This window comes from Chryseobacterium sp. MYb7 (assembly GCF_002979455.1).
In the GTDB taxonomy this organism is placed as follows: Bacteria; Bacteroidota; Bacteroidia; order Flavobacteriales; family Weeksellaceae; genus Chryseobacterium.
In genome coordinates this window covers 403,545-430,180 of the sequence record NZ_PCOU01000001.1, presented here as the reverse complement: position 1 = coordinate 430,180, position 26,636 = coordinate 403,545, and the positions used below count along the sequence as shown (strand labels likewise).

The window sequence follows — 26,636 nt, the reverse complement described above, 5'->3', positions numbered from 1 at the left end:
AAGCCACCGCAAACGCAGTGGCTAAAAATCAAATCTAATTATAAGTATGTCCTCTTATAAGTTCGGGTTATTTTCAGATTCTCTTTGTGGAATGCTGAATAGATAATAATTGCTGTTCGGCGTGAAAGCAGATTTATCCGGGAAATCAAGAACAGAATGCCCTTTACCGTCTACCGTTTTCACGGTACCGTCCGGTGTAGTGATCTGTACTTTTATCGGTTTCCCATCTGCATCTACAAATGGTTTTCTTACTACCGTCCCCTGCGTTCTGATAATATCTGAAAGGGAGAATCCTTCTCCGAACAATTCTTTTCTTCTTTCAATCAAAACCGCATCTATCACCGTGTTCTGGGATAATGAACCATTATAAATATTAGCATTTCTGGCAGATTTTAATTGATTCAAAACAGCTACAGCCTGAGAGACATTTCCGTTTCTGGCTTCGGCTTCAGCTTCGATCAGGTACATTTCTGCAGCTCTCATGTAGACAATATCTGCAATAAGGGTTGGTTTGAATTTAAACTTAGCATACCTCAGCAATCCTTCTCTTCCTTTCTGTCCGTCCCATGAAAACAGCTGGGATCTGATATCATTAGTATCAAAAAGATCTTTAAAATAAGGGTCAGCCATAAAACTGTAGTAAAAACTTCCCGATGAAGATACATCCAGATAATGGAAAGCATAACTTTCATCAGACTGTTCCTGAGTCTGCCCATGTCCCCAGATCCATTCCGCATTATTGATATCATTGAAGCCATCTTTATATTTTTCCGGAGCCATCAGTGGAGAACCTTCTCTTGCAATTTTGGCCGATGCTGAAGCTTTACTCCATTCTCCTGTATTTAAGTAAGTTCTTGCTAAAAGTCCGTTAACTACAGCACGGTTGATCTTATCCTTGTTGTTTCTTGTATAATTTTTCAACAGATTATCTGCATCGGTAAGATCGCTTTTAATCAGAGTATAAATTTCTTCAAGGCTTGCTCTTTTCTTCCCTACCGTACTCGTTGTGGAAGGTTCAGTATAAATAGGAGCTGTCAGAGCTGACTTGTCTTTCAGGTAGCTGAACTGATAAAAGCTTGCCAGATTCAGATAACAGAAAGCACGTAATGCCTTTGCCTGTCCTTTCACCTGATTTTTTTTCTCCTGGCTTCCTTCCGTTCCATCAATTCTTGTAATCACATTATTCATATTATTGATGGTAGAATACAACATAGTCCAGATAAATAACGGACGGCTGGCCGTGCTGTTCACCATTTCAGTGAAAGCGTAAGTAGAGCCAAAACCATATTTATTGGTCAATACAGCCACATCACTTCCCATGGCATCACTGGCTCTTAGAACAGTAGAATACCCGATATTGGCATACGTAGTTCCGTCATTATTAAACTTTGCCCATGTACCATTCACAACTGTTTCTGCACTTTCTGCTGTTTTGAAAACCTCCACACTGTTAGCCTGATCTGTTGGTGCAGTATCCAGATCATTTTCACAGCTTGTCAGCGACAAAAATCCGATGAGTGCAAACGATATATATTTTAATTTTTTCATTGTTTCGATTTTAAATGGTTAAAGCGTTGCCTGAAGACCAAAAGTGATGGTTCTCATTGCAGGATATCTGTAATACGTTGTCCCGTCCAAAGCCTGTTCAGGATCCATTCCTTTATGTTTATAGAAGGTCAGAAGGTTTTCTGCCTGAATATAAATTCTGAACTTTTTCAATCCTATCTTCTCAAAGTAAGCTTCGGGAAGAGTGTATCCTAAGCTTACATTTTTAAGCCTTGCATACGTTCCGGAATATAAAAATCTTGAAGATGTTGATGTCCAGTTATTCGTTGTGGTACTCAATCCCGGAACATCTGTATTAGGATTGTCCGGAGTCCACCTGTTCAGCATTTCGGCACTCCATGCACGTCCTCCGGCACTTCCGTTATGCATGATGGAAGTATAATCATTATCCAGAATTTTACCCCCGATTTTGAATGTCAGTAATCCTGAAAAATCAAAATTCTTATAGTTGATACTGGTACTGATTCCTCCTGTTAGTTTAGGTAAGGCAGAACCTTGTAACAGTTTTGTAGCTTTTGAATACTCTGAAGTAGTTCCTTCCACCGAATTTCCGCTGGTATCTGTAGTAACCGTTTTCCACAATGGTTTTCCATTGCTTGGATCTACTCCAGCCCATTCCGGAATAAAGAAATCATATACAGAACCTCCTACTGTTAATAATTTCGTTCCTACCACAAGAGAACCACCAGGTAACTTGGTTACTTTGTTATTTAAAGTACTCAGATTTACATCCACATTCCATTGAAAATCATCCGTCTTAACTGGGGTTGTGAATAATGAAAATTCAAATCCCGTATTCTGAATTGTTCCAATATTCGCTGGATAATCACTGATTCCCAATGATGGTGCAACAGGCATATTAAACAGAAGATCCTGGCTTTGCCTTTTGAAATATTCGATATTTCCTTTAATTCTGTTATTCAGAATAGCAAACTCCAATCCTACATTTAAATTAAGGTTGGTTTCCCATTTCACATTATTGGTAGACGTTTTTTCCAGTGTTGTCCCCGGTTCTCCTCCAAGACTTATAAATCTGTATAGCTCCTGATAAGCGTAATAAAGCGGCTGTCCGTTTGGCCTAAGCAATTTATCATTCCCTTGACCTCCATAACTCGCACGCAAAGTCAACTGATTGAAAACGTTCAGATTTTTAACAAATTCCTCATTCGAAATCTTCCATGAACCACCTACAGACCAGAATCTCCCCCATCTGTTATCCTTTTCAAATCTTGAAGAACTGTCTGCTCTTCCTGAAGCTGACAGGAAATAGGTATTGTTATAATCGTATTCTACTTTTCCAAGGAAACTTAATAAACTTAATTTATTGCTGTTTCCACTAAAGTTTCCTAATAAAGAAGCAGCATCCGGTTCATAGTAATAAGGCAGTGAGAACTGGCTTCTTGTTCCGGAAATTGTCTGATAATCGTATTTGTAGAATTCATGTCCTGCCAAAGCATTGATATGATGTTTTCCAAATTTCTTATCATACGTAAGAATATTACTGGTGGTATAAGAAAGTGTTCTGGTATTTGTTTTCGTCACCGAACCTCCAGTTTCAGCTCCTTGTCCCAGCAATGGATTTGAATAATAATGACCGTTATAATTCACCAAATCAACAGAGAAACTTGTTTTGAATTTCAACTCCGGTAAGAAAGTAAATTCCATGAATCCTTTTCCTGAGAAGTTATCTTCTTTATTATCATTTTTATCTAAAGGCAGTGTTGCAGCAGCATTCTGATTCTGAAGGGCATTTGTAGGTCTGTATTTTCCAAAATCATAAATTGGATTTCCATCAGAGCCCAAAATATAAGTTCCGTCCGGATTTCTTTCATAATAAGGATAAAATGAAGGAATAAATCTTGCCGCATTGATGATATTGCTCGCTTTCGAATCCGAAGAAGTAGGAGCTTGCTGAATACTGTTTGTGTAATTTAAGTTTACTCCTACATTCAGCCATTTTTTGACTTCAGAATTGATTTTTAATCGGGTATTGTATCTTTTATATCCTGATTCAATCGCCATTCCTTTATCATCCAGATAGCCCAGAGAGAAGAAATAATTACTTTTCTCGCTTCCTCCACTGATATCAAGATCTACTTGATTTCTTGAAGCTACTCTCTGTAAAATATCTCTCCAGTCGTCATTCCAAAGTGGTGAAGCTCCCGGCAACAATTTACCATCTGTTCCTACCGGTTTTGGATAGCCTGTTCCATATGGATTGATGCCCAATGAAGAAACAAGGTTGTCCGTTGCCATCTGAGCAGCTTGCTGAGCGTTCACTTTCCCAGATTGATATCCATTTCTCAATGCTTCCCAGTATAATTGAAAATATTGATCTGTATTAACCTGTTCGTAATCTTTAACCGCTCTTCCGGAGAATCCCTGGCTGATATTAAAATTGACTTTAGCCTCTCCTTTTTTACCTGATTTTGTGGTGATGATGATAATCCCATTGGCTCCTCTTGAACCATACAAAGCACTTGCTGTAGCATCTTTCAGAACACTGATGGATTCAATATCGCTTGGGCTGATAGAGTTCAGGTTTCCGTCAAAAGGAATTCCATCTACTACATATAACGGATCACTGGAAGCACTGATGGAACCAATCCCTCTGATTCGGATGGTAGAAACAGCTCCAGGCTGCCCTGATGCACTGGTTGTTTGAATCCCCGCAACCTGTCCTTCCAATGCTTTGGTAATATTGGTAACAGGTCTGTTATTAATTTTATCACTTGAAATAGTAGCTACAGAACCGGTATAGCTGTTTCTTTTAGCTTTTCCGTATGCTACCACTACGACTTCATCAATCTCTTTTTCATGAAGGCTATCTTTTTTAGGCTTGGAATTCTGCGCATTGAAACTGGTCACCCCCAGAAAAAATGCTGCAACCGGAGGTATCCAAACCTTAGAATTGAATAAATTTTTGCTAATCATAATCAATTTTATTTATCATATATTAAAACTTAGCCCTTTGCAGAAAAGTCAGCAAAGGGCATCGATAAATACGATAAACCAAATGCTTATTTTTCCTAAAAAGGCTGAATGTAACACCTTGCCCCACGGGTAGGTTGTCAAGATATCATAGGGTCAGTTCCCTCCATCTTTCTTTATAAGCCGATCGAAATATGGTTACAAAGCTAAAAACTTTTAGTCTACAAAACAAGTAGACTTATTCATTTTTCATGATAATTTTTCAAAAATTAACGTAAATTTTTAATAAAATCCCCTACAGCAAAGAGTTACACTCTTTATCATTTTATCAGACATGATAAATATCATTACTAATAATTCAATTCACGAAAAGCGAATCAATGAAGAAATTTTTGACCATTAATTAAAAAAAGTTTTTAATTTTATAGTATGAAAGTTTTGATCATAAACGGACCTAATCTCAACCTGTTAGGTACCAGAGAACCGGAAATCTATGGAAATGTTTCTATGGAAAGCTATTTGGAGATATTAAAATCCGAGTTTCAGACTCATGAATTAAAATATCACCAGTCTAATATAGAAGGCGAGCTTATCAACAGACTTCAGGAGGATGATTTTGATGCAGTAGTGATCAATCCGGGAGCTTTCACCCATTATTCCTACGCAATTGCGGATTGTCTAAAAAATATTCGTAAACCAAAAGTAGAAGTTCACATCAGCAATATTTACAAAAGAGAAGAATTCCGACAGAAATCTGTAACAGCAGCTAATACAGATGCAGTATTATCTGGTTTTGGAATGGATGGATATAGATTGGCTTTATTGAGTTTAAAATAATTCAGTTGCTTATTTTCCCACAGATTGCACAGATGTTTGTGGATAGAAAACGTAATTTATGAAAATAAATTTATTTCAATAACTTCGATATAATACTAAATCTGTAAGAACTAAAATTAAATAAAATAAAAAAGCCTCATCATTGATGAGGCTTTTTGTATGTTGATGGGTAACTATTAGATAGTTTGTTCCTGCAATTGAGGTCCTGAAGCTACTAATTTCTTACCTTCTTCAGTATCACAGTACTGCTCAAAGTTTTTGATGTATCTTGAAGCAAGATCTTTTGCTTTTTCTTCCCAGTCTGAGGCATTTTCATACGTATTTCTAGGGTCTAAAATACCTGTAGAAACATTTGGCAATTCTGTAGGGATCTCAAGATTCATAATTGGAACCTGAGTTTTTGGAGCATTGTCAATAGATCCATCAATGATAGCATCGATAATTGCTCTTGTATCTTTCAGAGAGATTCTGTTTCCAGTACCGTTCCAACCTGTATTTACCAAATAAGCTTTTGCTCCGTGCTCCTGCATTTTACCGATCAATGTTTTAGAATACATTGTTGGGTGTAATGTAAGGAATGCTTCACCAAATGCCGGTGAGAAAGATGGCTGAGGTTCTGTAATTCCTCTTTCAGTTCCGGCTAATTTTGAGGTATAACCGCAAAGGAAGTGGTATTGAGCCTGATCTTCATTCAAGATAGAAACCGGAGGAAGTACTCCGAATGCATCTGCAGAAAGATATACAATCTTCTTAGCATGACCTGCTTTAGAAGGCAGTACAATTTTGTTGATATGATAGATTGGATAAGAAACTCTTGTATTTTCTGTGATAGATCCGTCAGTATAATCTGCTACTCCATTGTTTACAACAACGTTTTCAAGAAGTGCATCTCTTTTGATGGCTCTGAAAATATCCGGTTCTTTTTCTTCTGATAAGTCAATTACTTTAGCGTAGCATCCACCTTCATAGTTGAATACTCCGTTGTTGTCCCATCCGTGCTCATCGTCACCGATAAGGTATCTTTTAGGATCTGCTGATAAAGTAGTTTTACCTGTTCCTGAAAGACCGAAGAATAAAGCAACATCTCCTTTTTCACCTACGTTTGCAGAACAGTGCATTGAAGCCATACCTTTCAATGGAAGGTAATAGTTCATCATTGCAAACATACCTTTCTTCATCTCACCTCCGTACCAAGTACCACCGATGATCTGTAGTTTTTCAGTAAGGTTGAACATAATGAAGTTTTCAGAGTTTAATCCCTGAGCTTCCCAGTTCGGGTTTGTTGTTTTTGATCCGTTGATTACTGTGAAATCCGGCTCACCAAAGTTTTCCAGTTCGTAGTGAGAAGGACGAATAAACATGTTGGTCACGAAATGTGCCTGCCATGCTACTTCAACGATAAATCTTACTTTAAGTCTTGTATCTGCATTTGTACCACAGAATGCATCTACTACATAGATTTTTTTAGCTTCAGAAAGCTGGTTCATCACTAGTTCTTTACAAGAACCGAAAATTTCTGCGGTTGTAGGTAAGTTTACTTTACCATCCCAGAAAATTGTATCTCTTGTAACATCATCCTGAACAATATATCTGTCTTTAGGTGAACGACCTGTGAAAATTCCTGTTTTTACCGATACTGCGCCAGACTCTGTAAGCTCAGCTTGCTCAAACCCCTGATTTTCAGGAGAAACTTCAGCCTGATATAATTCTTCATAAGAAGGATTATACACTACCTCATAGTTTCCTTTAATCCCTAATTTCTCTAAATCCTGGATGATTTTAGTGTTTTTCATTTTACTTATATTTTCTATTTCTTTATTGACTTCAACAAAAATAATATTAATTATTTGTTAAAGACGGTTTAAATATACTGATATAAGTCAGAATGGCAAATAAAAAAACAGGATCGTAAGATATTGATTATAAATTAATTATATTTTCCCATTCCAAAACGGTTGTAAAACCTTTCTCCCAAAAATAGTTCTTGTAGTCCCCAAATTTGGCACTCATTACAAAATCTCCGCCCCAAGCCCCCAAACTTTTGACAAAAAAAGGGCAATCAGAGAATATCTTTTCTTTAACTGTGGAAATTTCAAGAAAATTTGCAATTTTATGCTCATGAATCATCATTAGTTCGGAAAAATTTTCCAATTCATTGCATAACAATATTTTTTTTGTGAGATCTGAAAATTCATCAACCAGTTCCGGAGACTTTTTTTTGGATTTGTAAAAATTGATTCCTTCTCTACTATCTTGCTTCTGATTTAAATGAATAAAAATGAGCTCATTTTTAAAAGAAGGATTGAAATTCACCTTCTCGTATTTGATCTCAGGTTTACTTTGAAAAAGGATGGCTGATTTTTCCTTGGCCACTGCTATATCATATCCACTGCCTCCTAAACTTATGGCATTAAGATAAAAAGGATCTATTTCCGCCCATTCTGCCAGATTATTCATCAGGGTAGAACTACTTCCAAGTCCATAATCTGCTGGAAACTGAAGGTTTGTTTTTAGATCGTACGTAAGATCTGTTTTGAATTTACTGCTAGAAAGCTGCTGAACATTCTGTAATGTTTTGGTAATGAATTCAGCGCTGGATGGAATATTGGTTTCCAGAATCTGCCATTTTTTATAATCAATGACAGCTTTCAACCATAATGTGTTCTGATGATAGGCTTCCCAAAAAATAAGAGACTTACCATCTTCTTTTTCTTCAAAGAAAAACTCTTGTCCAAGCTTGGTAGGTACCGCTAAGACAAGAGCTCCATCGATTGCGAAATATTCTGAAGTAAGCATAAGCTTGCCCGGTGAAAATATCGCATTCATATATTTTTATTAGATTGCAGAAACTGCTTCTACAGATCCGTCAATTTTTTTGATCAATCCCTGAAGGGTTTTACCTGGTCCTACTTCTACGAAGTTAGAGGCACCATCTTTAATCATATTCTGTACAGACTGAGTCCATTTTACAGGACCGGTAAGCTGAGCGATCAGATTTTGTTTGATCTCATCAGGATTGGTTACCGCTGTGGTAGTGATATTCTGATATACAGGAATAGTGGCTTTTCTGAACTTTGTTTTTTCGATAGCTGCTGCCAGTCTTTCTTGTGCAGGCTGCATCAATGGTGAATGAAAAGCTCCGTTTACTGGCAATAGCAATGCTCTTTTAGCACCTGCTTCTTTCAGTTTTGCGCAAGCTTCTTCTACTGCAGGTGTTTCTCCTGAGATTACCAATTGCCCTGGACAGTTATAGTTTGCCGGAACAACAATTCCGCTGATCTGTGCACAGATTTCTTCAACCTTGGCATCGTCTAGTCCCAGAATCGCTGCCATAGAACTTGGATTTGCATCACAAGCTTCCTGCATAGCTTTTGCTCTTTCGGAAACTAATTTCAACCCGTCATCAAAGGATAAAACTCCGTTGGCAACCAAAGCTGAAAACTCTCCTAATGAGTGTCCTGCTACCATTTCAGCACCAAGACCATTTACTGCCTTTAATGCTGCTACTGAATGTATAAATATTGAAGGCTGGGTAACCTCTGTTTTCTTAAGATCCTCATCCGCTCCGTTAAACATAATGGAAAGAATATCGAAACCTAAAATTTCATTGGCAGATTCCATCAGATCTTTAATATCTTTTCTAGAATCATACAATTCTTTTCCCATTCCTACGAACTGAGAACCCTGCCCTGGAAATACAAGTGCTTTCATGTATTGAATTAAATATTATGCAAATATAACTATAATGTTAACAATATTCTTTTAAACAGTTATAAATCATTTAAGGTACTAACCTGATTACTCTATAACCGGTATTTACATAAGCACCATTAGCTTTAGATTTTACAAACTCAAATTTTGTAGCAAGCTGAGTCTGAACTTTATTCATCTGTTTAAAGATCTCTCCTTTTTTATTTTCTCTGGTTAACATGTCATTGACAACATCAAAACCTACGATAGCATATTTCGGTGGAGTTTTACAGTATTTGCTTTTATATGCAGCCAGAATTTCTTTTTCAAAGCTTCCGTCTGTATTGATCTTTCTATCCATCAAATACACAAGACTTGCCTGGCTCAGCTCATCTACTCTCTTCTCAAAGGTTGGAGAATAGAACATACTGAACGCTTTCATACCCTGTACTTCTTTAGACATAGCAACAATTCTGTTGGCAAAAGCATCACCTGCTGCATTATCATCATTAGCTAAAATGGCAATAACCGGTGCAGACTGTCCTGTCATCATGTTTTGATCCGGCTGAATATCTGCCGAAGAGTTAACAATAATAATATTAGGATTTTTTACCGCTTTTTCAAGTCCTGCTTTAATATAGTTTGCATCTTCTTTTTTAGCATCTGCCACTATATATATTTTTTGATCGGAATAAACTCCTTTTACTTCTTCTACAATCTTATCAGCATAGGTCTGATTATTGGTTTCAACAATAATCAGATTACTGTAGTTATATAATTCCGGAGAGTTGGCAAATGGCGCTACAATCGGGATTTTTTGATTTTTGGTAAAGTCAAGGACATCAATTACATTGGACTTAAAGAAAGGTCCGATAATAAGATCGGTGTTATCAGGATTGATCTGTGTCAAAGAATTTTTGAATGAAGCCTCATTTCCTGAATCCACTACTTTAATATCCAGCTTTTGTCCTCCCTTTGCATTTCTTTCGATAGCAAGCTTAGCTCCAGTCAAAAAGTCAAGAGCCATCCCTCTGTACTGGGTTTCATTAGTACTGTACCCAAAAGGAAGCATTAATATAACACTAAGTGCATCCCCATTTTTCTTTATATAAGCTGCATCCTGTTTTTTGATTTTTAAAACCATTCCGGTTTTTAACCCGTGTGAAAGGTCAGGATTAAGCGCAATAAGTTCATCTATAGAAACCCCAAATTTATTCACAATAGAGAATACAGTATCTCCTTGTTGAACGGTATAGGTCACATAATCATCACCTGCAGCAACATTGGAAGAGGTAGTTGATTTTTCGTTCCCTGAATCCATTTTTGCTTTTGGATTTACAGCTTCTTCAACCACAGCATTACTTGCTGTGTTAGTATTGGATTTTTTTATCTTAATAGTATCACCAGGCTTAAGTCCTTTTTCTTCCAATCCTGGATTTAAAGCATAAAGATCCTGCTGGCTGATTCCAAACTGCTTTGTAATTCTATAATAATTATCTTTAGACTGAATCACATAAGATTCACCTTCTACGGAAGTGGTAACAACTGTAGGTGTAATTGTTGTTATTGTTTTTTCTACAGGGGGTTCAGTATGTTTTTCTGCTGTTACAGCCTGTTGAGTGCCTCCATATTTTTTGATACTTGCAAGAGGTAAAGTAATCTCGTCTCCGATTTTCATGTGAGAATCCAGTTCAGGATTCAATTTTCTCAAATCGGTTTCAGAAATTCTGTATTGTTTTGTGATACCGTAAATAGTCTGCTTTGGCTGTAAAACAATTTTACCCAAAGAAGAAGTACTTGTGCTCACTGTTGCTTTTTCAGCTGGAGCTGATTTGGTAACAGCTGCTGTAGCTGTTTTTTCTGATTTAATCGTTAAAACATCTCCAATGGCCAGTTTGCCATCTTTATGTTTTGGGTTGAGCTTCAGCAATTCATCTACAGTTATTCCATACTTTTTTGCAATGTTGTAAGGGTTATCGCCTTGCACAACGGTATGTGATTTCTGGGCTGAAACTCCCAAAACCATACATAAACTGGATAGAATAAAAAACCTCTTTATCATATTCGATAATTATAATTTACAAAAATACTTCTTTAAAATTAAATGGCAACAATTATTAATTTTGAATCTTGAACCACCATTTCCTCTAAACAATTTTCAAGCCACGAATAACCATAATCTGAAAAGTACACACTAAAATTATAGACTCTCTCCTGCCATGTTTTTGCAGGATGAACATCTAAAAACAGATTTTCAAGTCTTTCCAACAATTCATTTTGTTTTATTTTTTCAGCATGAAGCAAGCGTTTTTTCATTCTTTTAAATGACTTTAATTGTCTTACTTCTTCCGCCTTTACCATGTTTCCGAAAGATTTCTCAGTAGTTTCTGCTGAGGCTTTTAATGCTGAGAAATTACTGATTAGTAATTCCTCTTTCTCTTCCAGTAATTGTAAAATCGGATTATCTTTTAAAATCTTCTGATTGGTAAGTACGGTAAAATTCTGGAAGAAATCTTCTATCCTAAGATCCAGCTTTTCAATTTTTCCAACAGTTTTTTCTTTCAGGAAAAGCATTGAATTTCTTGGAATCAAGATAGGGAAAGGAGTATTAATTTTTAAGAAATAATCTTTCAGCTCCAGCCAATACATGATTTCGGCATTTCCTCCGATATAGGCCAGATTAGGAAGTACATTTTCCTGATACACCGGACGCATTAAGGCATTCGGGCTGAATCTTTCAGGATGATTTTCCAATTCAGCAAGAATTTCTTCTTCTGTAAACTGGATCGTTTTATCTACAATGATGTATTTCTGGCCGTTAAATTCTATTCTGTCTCTGGTTTCAGAAAGGTAGAACAGATTTATTTCACGGGGATTTACCTGAACCTTTCCGTATTTTTCTGTCAGAAACTTCACTTTATCTTCAGAAGTTTTCTGTAAACAGAAATGCAGAAGTTCATCTTTAAAAATCTCCTTCATCTGGCTTTTAAGTTCTTTAGAATCTCCATCTAAAATCAGAAGTCCAAATTCTGAAAAAAGACGGTTTACAAGAATTTTAATAGCTTTTGTTAAAGTATTTCCGACTTTATAAGCTTCTTTCATCATTAAGATAAGCTCTGTTCCGAAGATAGAATCTTTGAATTCTTTTTCAAACTCGGAAATAAAATAAGCATCATTGATCTCAATTCTTCCTACGGGACCTCCGGATTTTTCATTGGTTTCGTAATAATTATTTTCGGTCTTAAAGTGATTGATCTCTGCAAAATCATGATCCTCTGAAGCCATCCAATAGACAGGAACGAAATTAAAATCAGGGAAATTTTCTTTCAGATACGTACATGTCTTAATAGTCTGAAGAATTTTATATACGAAGAACACAGGGCCTGAAAACAGATTCAGCTGATGTCCTGTTGTAATTGTAAATGTATTAGGCAGCTTAAGATGATCTAGATTTTCTCTTTGTTTTGAGGAAAGAGTAAGATCTGAAAGCTGACCTTCGAATACTTCAGATAAAATTTCTCTTTTTTCTAATGAGAAAGAGTCTTTTTTAAGATGAATCTGTTGTCTGAAATGATCTAAAGAAAATGTATTATTTTCAAAACCCTCAATTTTCTGATTTAAAAAATCTTTTACGAGCTGAGGAATACTTTCTATATCGTTAAATGATATTTTATTAATTGTTTTCAACCTGTATCGTTTTTAGTTGAACAAATACCACACAATACCGATGTTCAGTCTGAAATCATATACCGGATAATGTGGAAATGCGTATGCTTTGTTATTGGAGATAACTGTTCCTATCTGCTGGCCTTCTATGAAAAAGAACATCTTTTTCACTTTCATATTGATATAGACATCGGCGATAGGCTGTCCTCCAATTGAGAAAGAATCTGCTCGCGGAAGAATATATTCGTTAAGAACAGGGAAATATTCTCTTGAAGCAAATTTCGAGAAATAATATACTTTAACTCCAGCCTGAATTTCTGCTGCTTTTTTGAATGCTTGTGTTTGATAGAAGAAATTGGCTCTACCGATGAAACCTGGTAAAGGAAGCAATTCTTTATTAGTCAGCGTATTTTGGAAATGCAGTCTTGTATTCAGATGGAATTTATTGAAGCTGAATGTAGCCTCACCTCCTATCTGAGAGATATTCACAGAGTTATTACTTTGCTTCGGACTCATACTGCTGTCAAAATAAGTATAATTATCTATTCTGAAATAATTGGCAAAGATTTCGGTTTTAAACCATTTCAGGTTGATACTTCCTCCCACTTCCATGACAGACTGGTTCTTTGCATTTTCCAGATAATAATTAAAGTTCTTGTATACAGAAGTATTCATCAAATAATTAAATGAAGGATATGCACTTTGGAAGTTTACTTTAGCATTCACAAAGTAATCTTTGATAGGCTCAAACTTCAGATTATTGGTTGTTTTAAGATAGCTTTTAAACTGGCTTCCGTTTGAAAATTCAAGGAATGAGTTCAATTGAATCTTATCCCAAAGTTTTACCTGTAGATTTCCTACAGCTCCAATTCTGTTTTCTTTAAGTTCATTTGGAAAAGGAAATGCATTATTAATAGACGCAATATCTGTTACCCCAAACTTAATGATCTGATAACGTACACCAGCATCTAACTTGAATTTTTCATTATTAAAGATCAAGCTTACTGTGTTACTGAAGTTTTCGGAATATTTTTTTGTTGTCAATGGAAAACCATTGACCAGATCGGCTGGAACTTTATACCAATACGTCTCTGGAGTTGTCTGATTATAATAATATTTGTTCCCTTGATGAGAAATAATATGTCTTATGCTAAATGGAAATTTCTCTGAATTGAATGGTGTAAATTGATGACTCAGATAGTATCTTCTGTAAGCAAACTGTGAACTGGAACCCGCCAGACTCACCTGAGCATTTTGTCTATTCTTATAATTACTATCACCATTCATAAACAAATTATCCTCAGTAATACCACCACTCTCCTGGTTGTTTACATTCTGGTGAAGATAGTGGGCAAAAAGTTCATAGTTTCCGCTTTTTGAAACATAGTGTCCGGAAAATAACGTATTGTTATTGGCTGATAATGAGTTTCTGTAAAGTCCTTGAGAACGCAATCCCATATATTCAAGTGCAAAATTGAATCTCTTCCCTATATTTTGGGTATAAGTGGATCTTAGAGCAGCTCCATTTCGCATTGCATTGTGATAAACAAATGTAGCGGTAGGTGTTTTTACATCGTAATATTTCACATCATTGGCTCCAATGATCATAAAAGATTTATTGGACGGCAATAAGGAAAGATTCTCTTCAGCATTTACTTCAAATACAAGAGGATTGAATCCTGAACCAATATTGGCAGGCTGTATTCTTCCAAAGTTATCTTTATTATTTTGTTGTGAAAAGATATAGGTTTTATCAAAAGTCATTACGGTATCAAAAACTTTCTTTTCAGAAAACTGAGTCTGATATAGGTAATCATTAATAGTGGGTTTGAAAATTTTCAGGGAATCTTTTTTCCCGGAGTCTATCACCAGTGTGTCTTCTTTTTTGGATTGAGGCTTGACATCAGCTTTATTAACAACCTGAGCATTGGCTACAAAACTTAAAGACAAGAGTATGAAAAGGATGTACTTCATTATTCATTATTGTACAGCAAAAATAAGAAATAAAAGGACATAAAAAACCCCACAAAAGATGTGGGGTTTAAGATATTTTTATTAGAAAAATTTTAATTTTTCGATAAGCTAAACTTATATCCTGTATTGCTTCCAAAAGCAAGACTTGTAATATCAATGTCTCCAGTACAGAACTTAACTCTACCAGTACCTGTTACAGCGAAAATATCTGTTCCTCCGTAATTAAAAGGCTGATTAGAAGTAACTACAACCGAACCATCATTTGCAACTGTTACCAGCATATAAGATGTAGCTGCATTTAAAAGAGCAGGGTTATTAGTTGATAAAATCTTGAATTGATTAGCACCTGGTCCTTGCTGAACAGGAACTTCATCACCTACTGAATAATCTTTCCATGAGTCAACTTTTACTTTATAAGTTCCAGTAAATGGAGCAATAGTGAAAAGACAAGCTTTAGTATATGTTAAAGAATACGTCTGATCAAAAGTAGCATTGGCTACTGATGAAGACTGTAATTTAAACGTAATTGCTTTAGGATTTACTGTAGCTCCCGATTCAAAAAGTTTTACTTGAAATTTCGCGCTGATTTGACCAGCATTCACTGTTAGGTTTTGATTCACAATTTGGAAATCTGTTCCTTCTATAGCTGTCGAAGTACTAGGATCAACTACCAATTTCACCTGTGCCGAACCAGGCAATGGATGAACTGTCCCAAATTCAATTTCTACAATTTTAGAACCTGTTCCCTCTGTCACAATAGCCTCTCCTCTTGTTCCCTGATTAAAGTGTAAATAAGAATCTCCTTCGTAAACCGCAGTTTCATCTTTACAACTATTTAGGAAAAAAACAAAGAATGCCAATATTAAAAATGCAATTTTTTTCATAATCTCTTTATATTATTAAAAATTAATAACCCGGGTTTTGTTGGATATTAGGATTTGCATTAAGCTCATTCAATGGAATCGGCAATGTAAATCTATAATCACTAGCAGGTAGTGTAAGTGGCAACGTCTTGTTGTCATCATCATATACATCTCTGTCTACACCTACTCCAGCAGCTACCCCCATTCTTTTTAAGTCTACATAACGGTGTCCTTCTAAACACAATTCTTTTCTTCTTTCTAAAAGGATATCAGCATATGCCTGCTGAGCTCCAGAATAAGAAGGCATAGGCGCAAGACCATTTTCTGACCTTGCTTTTCTCACTTTGTTGATATTATCTGCAGCCACTGCATAATTTCCTTGGTGAGCCGCGACTTCAGCTAAAATAAAATACATTTCTGATAATCTGAACATCTTGATGTCATTTCTTATCTGCATGGTAGAACTAGCACGAGGAGGATTTTTCCCTGGATATTTGTTAATCACGATTACATCATCTTCTCTTGCGTTTGCTCCATTAGGATAGAACGCATCAAATTTACTTGTATCATCTACAAAATCACGACGACGACTGTCATTTTGATTTCCGATTGGAGTATCAAGAAGTGTAAATAATTTCCTTCCCATATCGAAGTTTACAGAACCATCGATATCTGTCGAGTTGGTAGTCCAGAGACCTGCAATATTAGACCAGGTACCTGTTGCACTATTTGGCCTGTATAAAGACCAGATAATTTCACCTCTTGCTGTATCATTCCAAACGGAAGTATATGCTGCAAATGGTGTTAAACTTAAAGTACTTGTACTAATAACCGCATCTGCATTAGCTTTTGCATTAGTATCATCACCTTTATAATTATAATATCTTGCTGCAATTGCATTAATTGATGCCTTCTTATCAAAGTAATGCTGAGCAGAAACCCCTGAAGAAACTGCAACTCCGTTGTAATTCGTAAGTGCATATTGTAAATCTGATTCAATCAAAGCAAAAATATCAGAGTTCTTTACTCTTGGTAATTTTGTAGTAAAAGGATCTGCCTGTTCAGTGCTAAGCATAACTCCTAAAGCATTAGGGTCTTTCATATTTGTAGAAAAGTATGATTCCAGAGTAATATAAGCATATGCTCTGATAGCTCTTGCGTTTACAAGAATATTAGTGTATAATGCTTTATTAGCAGTAGACAATGAGTTATAATTAATCAAAGCACTTCCTTTCAAAAGGATATTTACTTTATTGATAATGTTATAGTTACTCGCCCAAATTCCGGAAACCTGACTAGTTGTAGAGTTAAGTACAAATCTATGCGTTAAGATATCTGATGTACTTACACTACTTGGTCCGTATCCAATTTCATCCGTGAAAAGAGAAGTAAAAAAGATCTCATTTGTTGGATTTACAGCAGGATATACACTTCCGTTCAAAAACTTCTGCATATCATCTACTGACTGAAATGCAACATTTGCATCATTAATCTCCCCATCCTGGACAATATCTAGTGCATCTTTACATGACGTCAGCACTAAGAAAAACGATAATATATAAAATACTTTTTTCATTTTAATAATTTTTTTAGAAATCAATTTTCACCCCTACTGTATACATTCTCGGGTTAGGATATACACTTAAATTAGTTCCTGTAATTGGTTCTGGATCGAAACCTCTCCATTTTGTCCACGTATAAAGGTTTTCCCCTTGTACATATATTCTAAGCCCTGTAATTGGCAGGTTTTGTAACTGCTCTTTTCTCAACTGATATCCAATTGTAACAGATCTCACTTTTAAGAAAGAAGCATCTTTAAGGAAGTAGTCAGAATCCGCTGTATATCCCCAGTTGGTAGCTCTTAAACTTGGAGTATCAGAATTTGAATTCTGAGGAGTCCATGCGTTTAATAAATCTGTTGACATGTTTGAAGAACCAACAGCACTAGATCCTAATCCTTCAGGATTCGCTAACCAATAAAGTGCATTGTCGAATTTCTTAACCCCTTGCTGGAATGTAAATAATCCGTCAAAGAAGAACCCTTTATAGTTCGTTTCAAAACCAAAACTTCCTGCATACTTAGGAATAGGACTTACATTCATGAATTGTGCATCTTCCACTTTTGGGGCTTCTGTAACTCCTCCGTCTTTAGAATAGAATAACAGGTTACCATTACTCTTGTTAACTCCAGCGTATTTGTAAACATACCATTCATTCAGAGCGTGCCCAGCAATGGTTGTAGTTGAACCAGGTTCTGGGTCTCCAAAAATCTGAAATTCATTAATTTTATTATTATTATAAGCACCATTAGCAAATACACTGAATGTAAGATCGTTAGTTTTTATAACATTATAACGTAATCCAAGTTCAATACCTTTGTTCGTCATTGCTCCGTTATTACCATTAATAGAATAAGAGCCAACGACACCAGAAGTCGGAATTGTACTGAATAGATTCGTTGTTTTCTTTTGGTACACATCAAGAGTACCTTCCAATTTATTATTAAGTAAGGTAAAGTCTAATCCAATGTTGGCTTGAGCTACATCTTCCCATTGTACAAATGGATTTGCGTAAGCGAAACCAAATCCAAGAGCGTTACCATATCCTGTAGGAGAAGTATACAAATCTCTTACAACCTGGCTAGCTGTTAATAAAGGGTTTGCTCCAGGGTTTGCAGCAATAATATTCTGGTTACCATTTGTTCCATAAGAAGCTCTCAGCTTAAGAGTATTGAATGTAGATCCTTCCATGAAACTTTCTTTATCAATATTCCATCTACCTGCTACAGACCAGTATGTTGCCCATTTATTTTCTCCAACGAATCGGTAAGAAGCATCTCTTCTTAAGGTTCCCTGGAAACCAAACCTTCCTGCATAGTCATAGGTTACTGTTCCAAAAATACCTAAAGTACCTGCTGTAATTCTTGAAGCACTTACGGAAGGAACATAAGGGGATGTTGCTGTATTATCAAATGGCACATATCCTGTACCTGAACCAGGCACATAGGTTCTTGGATCTAATCCATTTTGTCTTCTTGTTGTAGATCTATAGTTTACCTTGTTGTATTCCATATTCACGGATGCGTCCACAGAATGCTCGCCTAGTTTTCCACTATATAATAAAGACACTACGTTGTTGATCGTTAAATCTCTTGTTGTAGTCTGATCTTCGTTACCTGTATATTTAGCGGTTCCTTGTGTTGCTAATGCCAAGTAAGCCCAAGGAGCTCTACCAGATATTCTGTCACTTTGTCTGTAATCAATACCTAATTTATTACCAATGGTAAAATTCTTGTTAATAGCATAAGTTGCACCTAAGTTTGCTCCAATAGATACCTGGTCAACCATATTTGGAAGATTCCCTTTTGTTAAAAGGTTTTGTAATACATAGATATTATTACCATTACTAAAATTGGTACCGATAGAATTAAATAACTGCTGCCCATTTGCATATTTAGTCGGAGACAAATATGGTAAGCCCATAAGAACCCCAAGAAGTGGATTCTGTACAGAGTTGTTACTAATTCCTGAAGTCGTTTCTTCTAATAATTCGTTTCTTCTTGAAAATGCAAGGGCAAGCTGTGAGTTAACATTCAGTTTATTGTCTTTTGATTTAGCCTGAATGTTTGATCTAACTGTAAATCTCTTGAAATCCGTAGTTGGTACGGCTCCACCCTGCTCCATATAACCGAATGAGTTATAAGAAGACACATTCGCTCCACCTGTTGAAAGCGCTACGTCATGAGACTGGAACATCTCCGGCTTAAAGAATTGTTTTTTCCAATCTGTATTTATCCCTTGAGCCAAAGCATCTTTAGCTTTAATATATTCTGAGTTAGTGTCAGAGAAACCATATAACTTCATAATGCCCATATACTGTTCAGTATTGGCAAGATTATATTTATCAAGCGGTCTCAATGACATACCAGTCATCCCTGTATAGGAAAGCTTAAATCCACTGTTATATTTACCTCTTTTTGTTCTGATAACTACAACCCCGTTAGCACCACGGTTACCATAGATTGCTGTAGCTGCAGCATCCTTCAAAATAGTAGTTGACTCGATATCATTAGGGTTCAAGTTTCTATATTCTGAAGCATTTGATGGAATATCATCAATAACGATTAAGGCATCTGTATTACCATTAATAGAACTCGTACCACGAATCAATAAGCTAAACTTAGCTGAACCCGGGCTACCAGAACCACCATTCATGATTACCCCTGGTGCTGACCCTTGTAAAGAAGTTAACATATTGACATTTGGTCTGTTCTCGAAGAATACCTCCCCAACAGTATTAGAAGCAACAGTTGACTTAGGTTTTGTGATACTCTTTGAGTAACCTAGCAAAACTACTTCATCAATTGATGTTTCTTTTTTTACCGTGTCCTTTTTCTTAGTTGTTGTCTGCTGCTGCGCAATTACCATTCCTCCAAAGAAAAATAGCGCCCCAGCACTCAATACACGTAATTTAACATTCATATTAACAAATTTTAATATATTTAATGGGCAAATATGTTAATAAATATTAACATCCGCAAATTAAACCTATGTTTAAACTACGCTTTTTTTTTGATATTTCATTTAAATTTTACACAAATCAAATAAGATTCAATAACAATAGACTAGTTTTATTAAACAAAAATTATTTTTTTTACACTTTTAATTCGCTTTAACAAATTATTAATAACTTAAAAAATATTATTTAGAATCATTATAAATTAGATGAGTGTAAAAAATAAAAAAACCACTTTATAAAAAAGTGGTTTTCACATATTTAGGATATAATTATTTCAATTTTTTCTTGACAGCTACTTCTTCGTAAACTTCGAGAATATCTCCAACTTCGATGTCGTTGTAACCTTTCAGATTCAGACCACATTCGTAACCTTTTGTGACTTCTTTAACATCATCTTTGAAACGCTTCAAGCTTTCAAGTTCTCCGTCAAATTTCACAATGCCATCTCTTAATAAACGTACTTTAGATTGTCTTGTTACTTTTCCGGTAAGAACCATACAACCGGCAATTGTTCCTACTTTAGAAATCTTGAATACTTCACGTATTTCAACATTACCGATTACCTGCTCTTGAATTTCCGGAGAAAGCATTCCTTCCATCGCTTCTTTTACTTCATCGATTGCTTTGTAGATTACAGAATATGTTCTGATTTCAATCTCTTCACGGTCTGCAAGTTCTTTTGCATTAGCACCAGCCCTTACGTTGAATCCGATGATAATTGCATCTGATGCAGCCGCTAAGTTAATATCAGATTCCGTGATCTGTCCAACACCTGAGTGAAGGATTTTCACGCTAATCTCTTCTGTTGATAATCTCTGTAACTGATCAGAAAGCGCTTCTACAGAACCATCCACGTCACCTTTAAGGATAATATTCAATTCTTTAAATTCTCCTAAAGCAATACGTCTACCCAATTCTTCAAGTGTCGTATGTTTCTTGGTTCTGATTGATAATTCTCTTTGTAATTGCTCTCTTTTGTTTGCGATAGCTTTACCTTCACTTTCATCAGCATATACTCGGAATTTATCACCTGCAGTAGGTGCTCCATCTAAACCTAAGATTGTTGCAGGAATTGATGGACCTGCTTCTGTAAGATTTTTACCTCTTTCATCAAGCAAAGCTTTTACTTTACCATGGTTTTTACCTGCTACTACATAATCTCCAACTCTTAAAGTTCCAGTCTGCACCAACATTGTTGCTACATAACCTCTTCCTTTATCTAAAGATGCTTCAATAACAACTCCATTTGCGGAACGCTCAGGATTTGCTTTTAAATCAAGCATTTCGGCTTGTAATAAAACTTTCTCCAATAATACATCTACGTTATTACCGAATTTAGCTGAAATTTCCTGTGCCTGAACATTTCCACCCCATTCTTCCACTAAAACCGAAGGATTTAAGCCTGAAAGCTGCTGACGGATGTTATCAGGATTTGCGTTAGGTTTATCAACTTTGTTAATTGCAATAATCATTGGAACCTGTGCAGCTTGAGCGTGAGCAATAGCTTCTTTTGTCTGTGGCATCACATCATCATCAGCAGCAATTACAATAATTGCAATATCTGTAATCTGTGCACCTCTTGCTCTCATCGCTGTAAAGGCTTCGTGACCAGGAGTATCTAAGAATGTAATTCTCTGACCATTTTCCAATTTCACGTTGTAAGCACCAATGTGCTGAGTAATTCCTCCGGATTCACCAGCAATTACGTTTGTTTTTCTAATATAATCCAGCAATGAAGTTTTACCGTGGTCTACGTGTCCCATTACAGTAACTACAGGAGCTCTTTGCAATAGGCTTTCTTCAGTATCTACTTCATCTTCTGAATCTGTATCTTCAAGATCAGCATCCGAGAATTCAATTTTGTAACCGAATTCATCTGCTACTAATAATAAGGTATCAGCTTCAAGTCTTTGGTTCATTGTAACCATTACTCCTAATGAGAAACAAGCAGAGATAACTTCAGTTGGAGAAACGTTCATTAAACTTGCCAATTCACCTACAGTGATGAATTCTGTTACTTTAAGAGTTCTGTCTTGTGCTTCAAGCTCTTGCTGACGCTCATCCTGCTCCCTACGGAAAGTTCTTTTGTCTTTTCTGTGTTTTGCAGACTTAGACTTACCTCCTTTATTAGTAAGTTTTTCTAATGTTTCTTTGATCTGGTTTTTAACTTGTTCGTCAGTTAGTTCAACTGGCATAACTCTTTGTCCAGGTCTGTTATTCTGGCCTCCTTTTTTGAAGCCACCACCACCTTGACCTTGCGGACGGTTTCCGCCACCTTGGTTATTTCCGAAACGGTTTCCCCCTTGTCCACCCTGACCTTGAGGACGGTTTCCTTGACCTCCTTGGCCCTGGCGATTGCCTCCTTGTCCACCTTGACCACCATTGTTATTATGTGGACGGTTTCCTCCTTGGCCTTGACCACCTTGGTTATTGTTATTATTTCCTGAGTTTTGATTATTCCCCTGACCTTGTTGGTTATTCTGACCACCAGGTTTTTCAATTCTCTTTCTTTTCTTTTTTGCTCCAGCACCTGGTTTTGGCGCAAACTGAGTCAAGTCGATCTTTTCCCCAACAATCTTAGGACCGTCAAGTTTTTGATATACCGTCTCAATTTTCTGAGGTTCCTGGGATTCAGGTTCTGCCTCAGCTTTTGGAGTTTCTACTTTTTTCTCCTCAACAACAGCAGGTTTTGGAGTTTCTTTAACTGTTTCCACAGGTTTTACTTCTTCTTTTTTCTCCTCCATTTTTGGCTTGTCTTTTTTCACAGGTCTGTTTCTAGATTCTATTTGAGACAAATCAATTTTATCCAAAACCTTGAATTCCTGCTTTTCAGGAGCTGCTTTAATTTCCGGTTGTTCTTCTTTCACGATTTCTTCTTTCTTTTCTTCAACCGGTGTTGCAACAGGAGCCACTGCAGGAGCCGCAGGAGCTTCTTCAACTTCAGGCTTATTAGATTCCAAATCTATTTTACCTAAAATTCTAGTTTCTGGTTTATTTGCTTTAGCTCTTATCACTTCAGGGGTTTTCTTTTCTTCAATTTCCAGTTTTTCTTCCGGAACTTTAGTGATCACCACCTCATGGGAAGCTTTTCTTTGTTCGCCGTCTTTAGCAAACTCAGCCTCCAATGCAGAATATGCCGCTTCTTCCAATTGAGCGTTAGGATTGCTTTCAACCTCGATACCCTTAGCTTGTAAAAACTCTACTAATCTGGACATCGAAATATTGAATTCCTTAACCGCTTTATTTAATCTAATTTTTGGCATCTATATTATTTACTGTTTTTAATTTTTAAAATTAAAGTATTTCCTTTTTACTGTTTATTAAGATTTATTTATCATCTTAATCTTCAAATTCTTCTCTCAGAATACGTTTAACCTCTTCGATTGTTTCTTCTTCAAGGTCTACCATATTTAAAAGACTCTCAGTTTCTTTATCCAATACTGATTTTGCAGTTGTAAGTCCTACTTTCTTAAACTCATCCAAAATCCACTGCTCGATATCATCGTTAAATTCTCTCAATTCAACATCGTCATCCTCGCTGGATTCTCTGTATACATCAATTTCATATCCTGACAACCAAGAAGCCAGTCTAATATTCTGTCCTTGTTTTCCAATTACTTTAGAAATCTCTTCAACAGGAGTATATACTAATGCATAGTTTTGATCCTCATTGATGTCAATTTTATTGACTGTGACATTTCCTAATGCTCTCTTCACCAAAATCTCAGGGTTTTTAGACCACTGAATAACATCGATGTTTTCATTTCTCAACTCTCTTACAACGCCATGAATTCTGGATCCTTTTACTCCTACACATGCCCCAACCGGATCAATCCTGTCATCATAAGCATCTACTGCAATCTTCGCCTTTTCACCAGGAATTCTCACTACTTTTTTCAGCATAATTGTTCCGTCCTGGATCTCAGGAATTTCCAGCTCCAATAACTTCTCAAGGAATTTAGGTGCAGTTCTGGAAATAATAATCTGTGGTTTAGAACCTTTGAAATCTACTGTCTCGACAATAGCTCTGATATTCTCACCCTTTTTAAAGAAATCGGATGGGATCTGGTTTTCTTTTGGTAAAATAAATTCATTTCCTTCATCATCCAGCAAAATCACGTGCTTGTGACGGATATGGTGGATTTCTCCAACAACTATTTCTCCAATTTTATCTCTAAACTGTTCGTACAGCATTGCATTATTGTGCTCCTGAAGTTTTGTAGCCAGGATTTGCTTAAGGGTAAGAATATTTCTTCTTCCCAATTGGGCAACAGGAATTTCCATTGTAAAGTCTTCACCTACTTCGAAGGTAGGGTCTATCTTCTTAGCTTCAGAAATTTCAATTTCCAAATCATCATCTTCAGACATTTCGTCCTCTACAATTGTTTTATTTAAAAATATCTGAAAATCTCCTTTATCCGGGTTTACAATCACATCGAAATGATCATCTGAGTCAAATCTTTTTCTCAAAAGAGTTTTCAGTGAATCTTCAATAATTGCCATAAGATCAATCTTACTGATCCCCTTTTCGTCTTTAAAATCACCAAAGGATTCAATCAACGCTATATTATCCATCTATTCTTTTTTCTTTTTAAAATTTAATTACTACTAATGCTTTTTTGATCTCGGAGTAAGCAATCTCTTTCTCCTCTTCTACATCTACTTTTCCTTTCCCGATATCTTTCGGTTTGCGGTAACGTAAAGTAAGTGTGATCTTCTCTTCATCTACTTTTGACAATTCTCCTTCAATTTTAGAAGAATCCTCCAGCATCACCTCAATTTCTCTTCCAATATTTTTACCGAACTGTCTTGGCGTGGCTAATGGCTCGCTCAATCCTGCAGACATCACCTGAAGGCTGAAATCATGCTCCTCACGATCCATATTGAATTCTATTGCACGGCTTGCATCAAGGCAATCCTGCAAAGAAACTCCATTATCACCATCTAAAATCACTGTAATATCATCCCCTGCAGAAATTTTAAGATCAATAAGAAACAGATCTTTTCTGGTCTCAAGGAATTCATTTAATAATTCTTCAATTCTTTTTCTAAACTCCATATATATTTATCTTGATTTACAGTACGAAAAAAGGCTTTCTTCCGAAGCCTTCCCATTTTTTCCGTAAATCCATGGCAAATATACGATATTTTTCTAAAAATGCAAAATTATCTTAAGTATCAAGTAAATAGCGCCCAATTCATTTACAATAAATTAAAAGAATATGTCACAGTATTTTTATATTTTTGTCCCTAAGAATTTAAAAACAGACATTTTGAATATAACGATTGTAGGAACAGGTTATGTGGGGTTAGTTACAGGAACAACTCTTGCAGAACTTGGCAATTCAGTATACTGTGTTGATATTGATGAAAAAAAAGTAGAAGGCATGAAAAACGGCATAGTTCCCATCTATGAGCCGAACCTTGAAGAAATGTTTTTAAGAAACATCCAATCTGAAAGATTATTTTTCACGACCGATTTAAAAAAAGCTTTAGACAAAAGCGAAGTGATTTATCTGGCACTGCCTACACCTCCGGGTGAAGATGGCTCTGCAGATTTATCATATGTACTTCAGGTAGCTAATAATATTGGCGAGATGATGACAGAGTACAAAGTGATTGTCAATAAAAGTACCGTTCCTGTAGGAACTGCAGATAGGGTGAGAGAAACAATCTCTGCTAAAACAAACATTCCTTTTGATGTAGTTTCAAATCCTGAATTTTTAAGAGAAGGCTTTGCCGTTGAAGACTCCATGAACCCTTCACGAGTAGTAGTAGGCGCAAGCTCCGAAAGAGCAAAAGACATTCTTTCTAAAATTTATCAGCCTTTTACCAATACGGGAATTCCCATTATCTTTATGGATGAGAAATCATCGGAACTTACAAAATATGCAGCGAACTCGTTTTTAGCAGTAAAGATTACCTTTATGAACGAAATCGCCAACTATTGTGAAAAAGTAGGAGCAGATGTGGATAAGGTAAGATTAGGAATGGGTAGTGATGACAGAATAGGCCATAGATTCTTATTCCCTGGAATCGGATATGGTGGAAGCTGCTTTCCGAAAGATGTAAAAGCCCTTATAAAATCTGGAAAACAGGAAGATTTTAACTTCCAGATTCTTGAAGCTACTGAAAATGTAAATACTTCTCAGAAAGTCATTTTGGTCTCTGAAATTGAAAAATATTTCGGTGGAAATATCAAAGGAAAGAAAATTGCCATGTGGGGGCTTGCCTTCAAGGCAAATACTGACGACATCAGAGAAGCTTCATCTCTTGACAATATTGCTCTTTTATTGGAAAAAGGTGCAGAAGTTATAGCATATGACGCCGTTGCAGAAAACAATGTTCAGAAACTTCTTGGCGACAAAATACAATATGCCAAAGGAATGTATGATGCTCTGGAAGACGTTGACGCATTATTTATAGCTACAGAATGGCCGGAGTTTAAAAATCCTAATTTCGAGTTGATGGCCAGAAAAATGAAAAATAAAGTTATTTTTGACGGCAGAAATATGTATCCATTGGAAATCCCTGAACAAAATGGATTCCATTATAAAAGTATAGGAAGAAAGACCATCTCAAAATAAGAAT

The 26,636-nt window shown here is 36.1% G+C and carries 16 protein-coding genes and 1 riboswitch; of the genes, 2 read left to right on the top strand and 14 right to left on the bottom strand.

Going from position 1 to position 26,636, the window contains the following annotated elements; genetic code table 11:
- Positions 1–54: 54 nt before the first annotated feature.
- Positions 55–1,548 carry a RagB/SusD family nutrient uptake outer membrane protein gene (locus CQ046_RS01910; RefSeq protein WP_105700630.1) on the bottom strand — a complete coding sequence of 498 codons (1,494 nt, stop codon included), beginning with the start codon at positions 1,546–1,548 and terminating at the stop codon, positions 55–57.
- Positions 1,549–1,566: 18 nt separating this feature from the next.
- Complete coding sequence (locus tag CQ046_RS01905) at positions 1,567–4,500, bottom strand: SusC/RagA family TonB-linked outer membrane protein (protein WP_105700629.1); 2,934 nt, start codon at positions 4,498–4,500, stop codon at positions 1,567–1,569.
- 83 nt (positions 4,501–4,583) lie between these two features.
- Positions 4,584–4,682, bottom strand: a riboswitch (SAM riboswitch).
- A gap of 244 nt (positions 4,683–4,926) precedes the next feature.
- On the opposite strand from CQ046_RS01905, the gene CQ046_RS01900 reads away from it, so the two are divergent.
- On the top strand, positions 4,927–5,334 hold the full coding sequence (locus CQ046_RS01900) for a type II 3-dehydroquinate dehydratase (protein WP_105700628.1): 408 nt from the start codon (positions 4,927–4,929) through the stop codon (positions 5,332–5,334).
- Positions 5,335–5,510: 176 nt separating this feature from the next.
- Here the strand turns inward: CQ046_RS01900 and pckA are convergent, their stop codons facing one another.
- The 12 genes from pckA to rimP all read right to left on the bottom strand — a co-directional run bounded on the left by pckA (position 5,511) and on the right by rimP (position 25,104).
- Positions 5,511–7,127 (bottom strand): phosphoenolpyruvate carboxykinase (ATP), encoded by a 1,617-nt coding sequence (gene pckA, locus CQ046_RS01895; protein WP_105700627.1) that lies wholly within the window; start codon positions 7,125–7,127, stop codon positions 5,511–5,513.
- Between the two features lie 127 nt (positions 7,128–7,254).
- Positions 7,255–8,160, bottom strand: a complete 906-nt coding sequence (locus CQ046_RS01890) for a GYDIA family GHMP kinase (RefSeq protein WP_105700626.1) — start codon at positions 8,158–8,160, stop codon at positions 7,255–7,257.
- 9 nt (positions 8,161–8,169) lie between these two features.
- Complete coding sequence (gene fabD / locus CQ046_RS01885; RefSeq protein WP_105700625.1) at positions 8,170–9,045, bottom strand: ACP S-malonyltransferase; 876 nt, start codon at positions 9,043–9,045, stop codon at positions 8,170–8,172.
- 70 nt (positions 9,046–9,115) lie between these two features.
- Complete coding sequence (locus tag CQ046_RS01880) at positions 9,116–11,086, bottom strand: LysM peptidoglycan-binding domain-containing protein (RefSeq protein WP_228406841.1); 1,971 nt, start codon at positions 11,084–11,086, stop codon at positions 9,116–9,118.
- A gap of 38 nt (positions 11,087–11,124) precedes the next feature.
- Positions 11,125–12,711 (bottom strand): bacillithiol biosynthesis cysteine-adding enzyme BshC, encoded by a 1,587-nt coding sequence (gene bshC, locus CQ046_RS01875; protein ID WP_105700623.1) that lies wholly within the window; start codon positions 12,709–12,711, stop codon positions 11,125–11,127.
- Between the two features lie 12 nt (positions 12,712–12,723).
- Positions 12,724–14,664, bottom strand: a complete 1,941-nt coding sequence (locus tag CQ046_RS01870; protein ID WP_105700622.1) for a putative porin — start codon at positions 14,662–14,664, stop codon at positions 12,724–12,726.
- A 92-nt stretch (positions 14,665–14,756) separates the two neighbouring features.
- A complete protein-coding gene (locus CQ046_RS01865; protein ID WP_165790440.1) occupies positions 14,757–15,524 on the bottom strand; it encodes a DUF4843 domain-containing protein in 768 nt (255 codons plus the stop codon).
- A 46-nt stretch (positions 15,525–15,570) separates the two neighbouring features.
- A complete protein-coding gene (locus CQ046_RS01860) occupies positions 15,571–17,103 on the bottom strand; it encodes a RagB/SusD family nutrient uptake outer membrane protein (RefSeq protein WP_105700620.1) in 1,533 nt (510 codons plus the stop codon).
- A gap of 13 nt (positions 17,104–17,116) precedes the next feature.
- Positions 17,117–20,008: a SusC/RagA family TonB-linked outer membrane protein gene (locus tag CQ046_RS01855; RefSeq protein WP_105700619.1), complete on the bottom strand. Its 2,892-nt coding sequence runs from the start codon at positions 20,006–20,008 to the stop codon at positions 17,117–17,119.
- A 306-nt stretch (positions 20,009–20,314) separates the two neighbouring features.
- Positions 20,315–23,308 carry a translation initiation factor IF-2 gene (gene infB, locus CQ046_RS01850; protein WP_105700618.1) on the bottom strand — a complete coding sequence of 998 codons (2,994 nt, stop codon included), beginning with the start codon at positions 23,306–23,308 and terminating at the stop codon, positions 20,315–20,317.
- A gap of 76 nt (positions 23,309–23,384) precedes the next feature.
- A complete protein-coding gene (gene nusA / locus CQ046_RS01845; protein WP_047097519.1) occupies positions 23,385–24,620 on the bottom strand; it encodes a transcription termination factor NusA in 1,236 nt (411 codons plus the stop codon).
- Between the two features lie 16 nt (positions 24,621–24,636).
- A complete protein-coding gene (gene rimP, locus CQ046_RS01840) occupies positions 24,637–25,104 on the bottom strand; it encodes a ribosome assembly cofactor RimP (protein ID WP_105700617.1) in 468 nt (155 codons plus the stop codon).
- 214 nt (positions 25,105–25,318) lie between these two features.
- On the opposite strand from rimP, the gene CQ046_RS01835 reads away from it, so the two are divergent.
- Positions 25,319–26,632, top strand: coding sequence for a UDP-glucose dehydrogenase family protein (locus CQ046_RS01835; protein ID WP_105700656.1), 1,314 nt, complete (start codon positions 25,319–25,321; stop codon positions 26,630–26,632).
- Positions 26,633–26,636 lie beyond the last annotated feature (4 nt).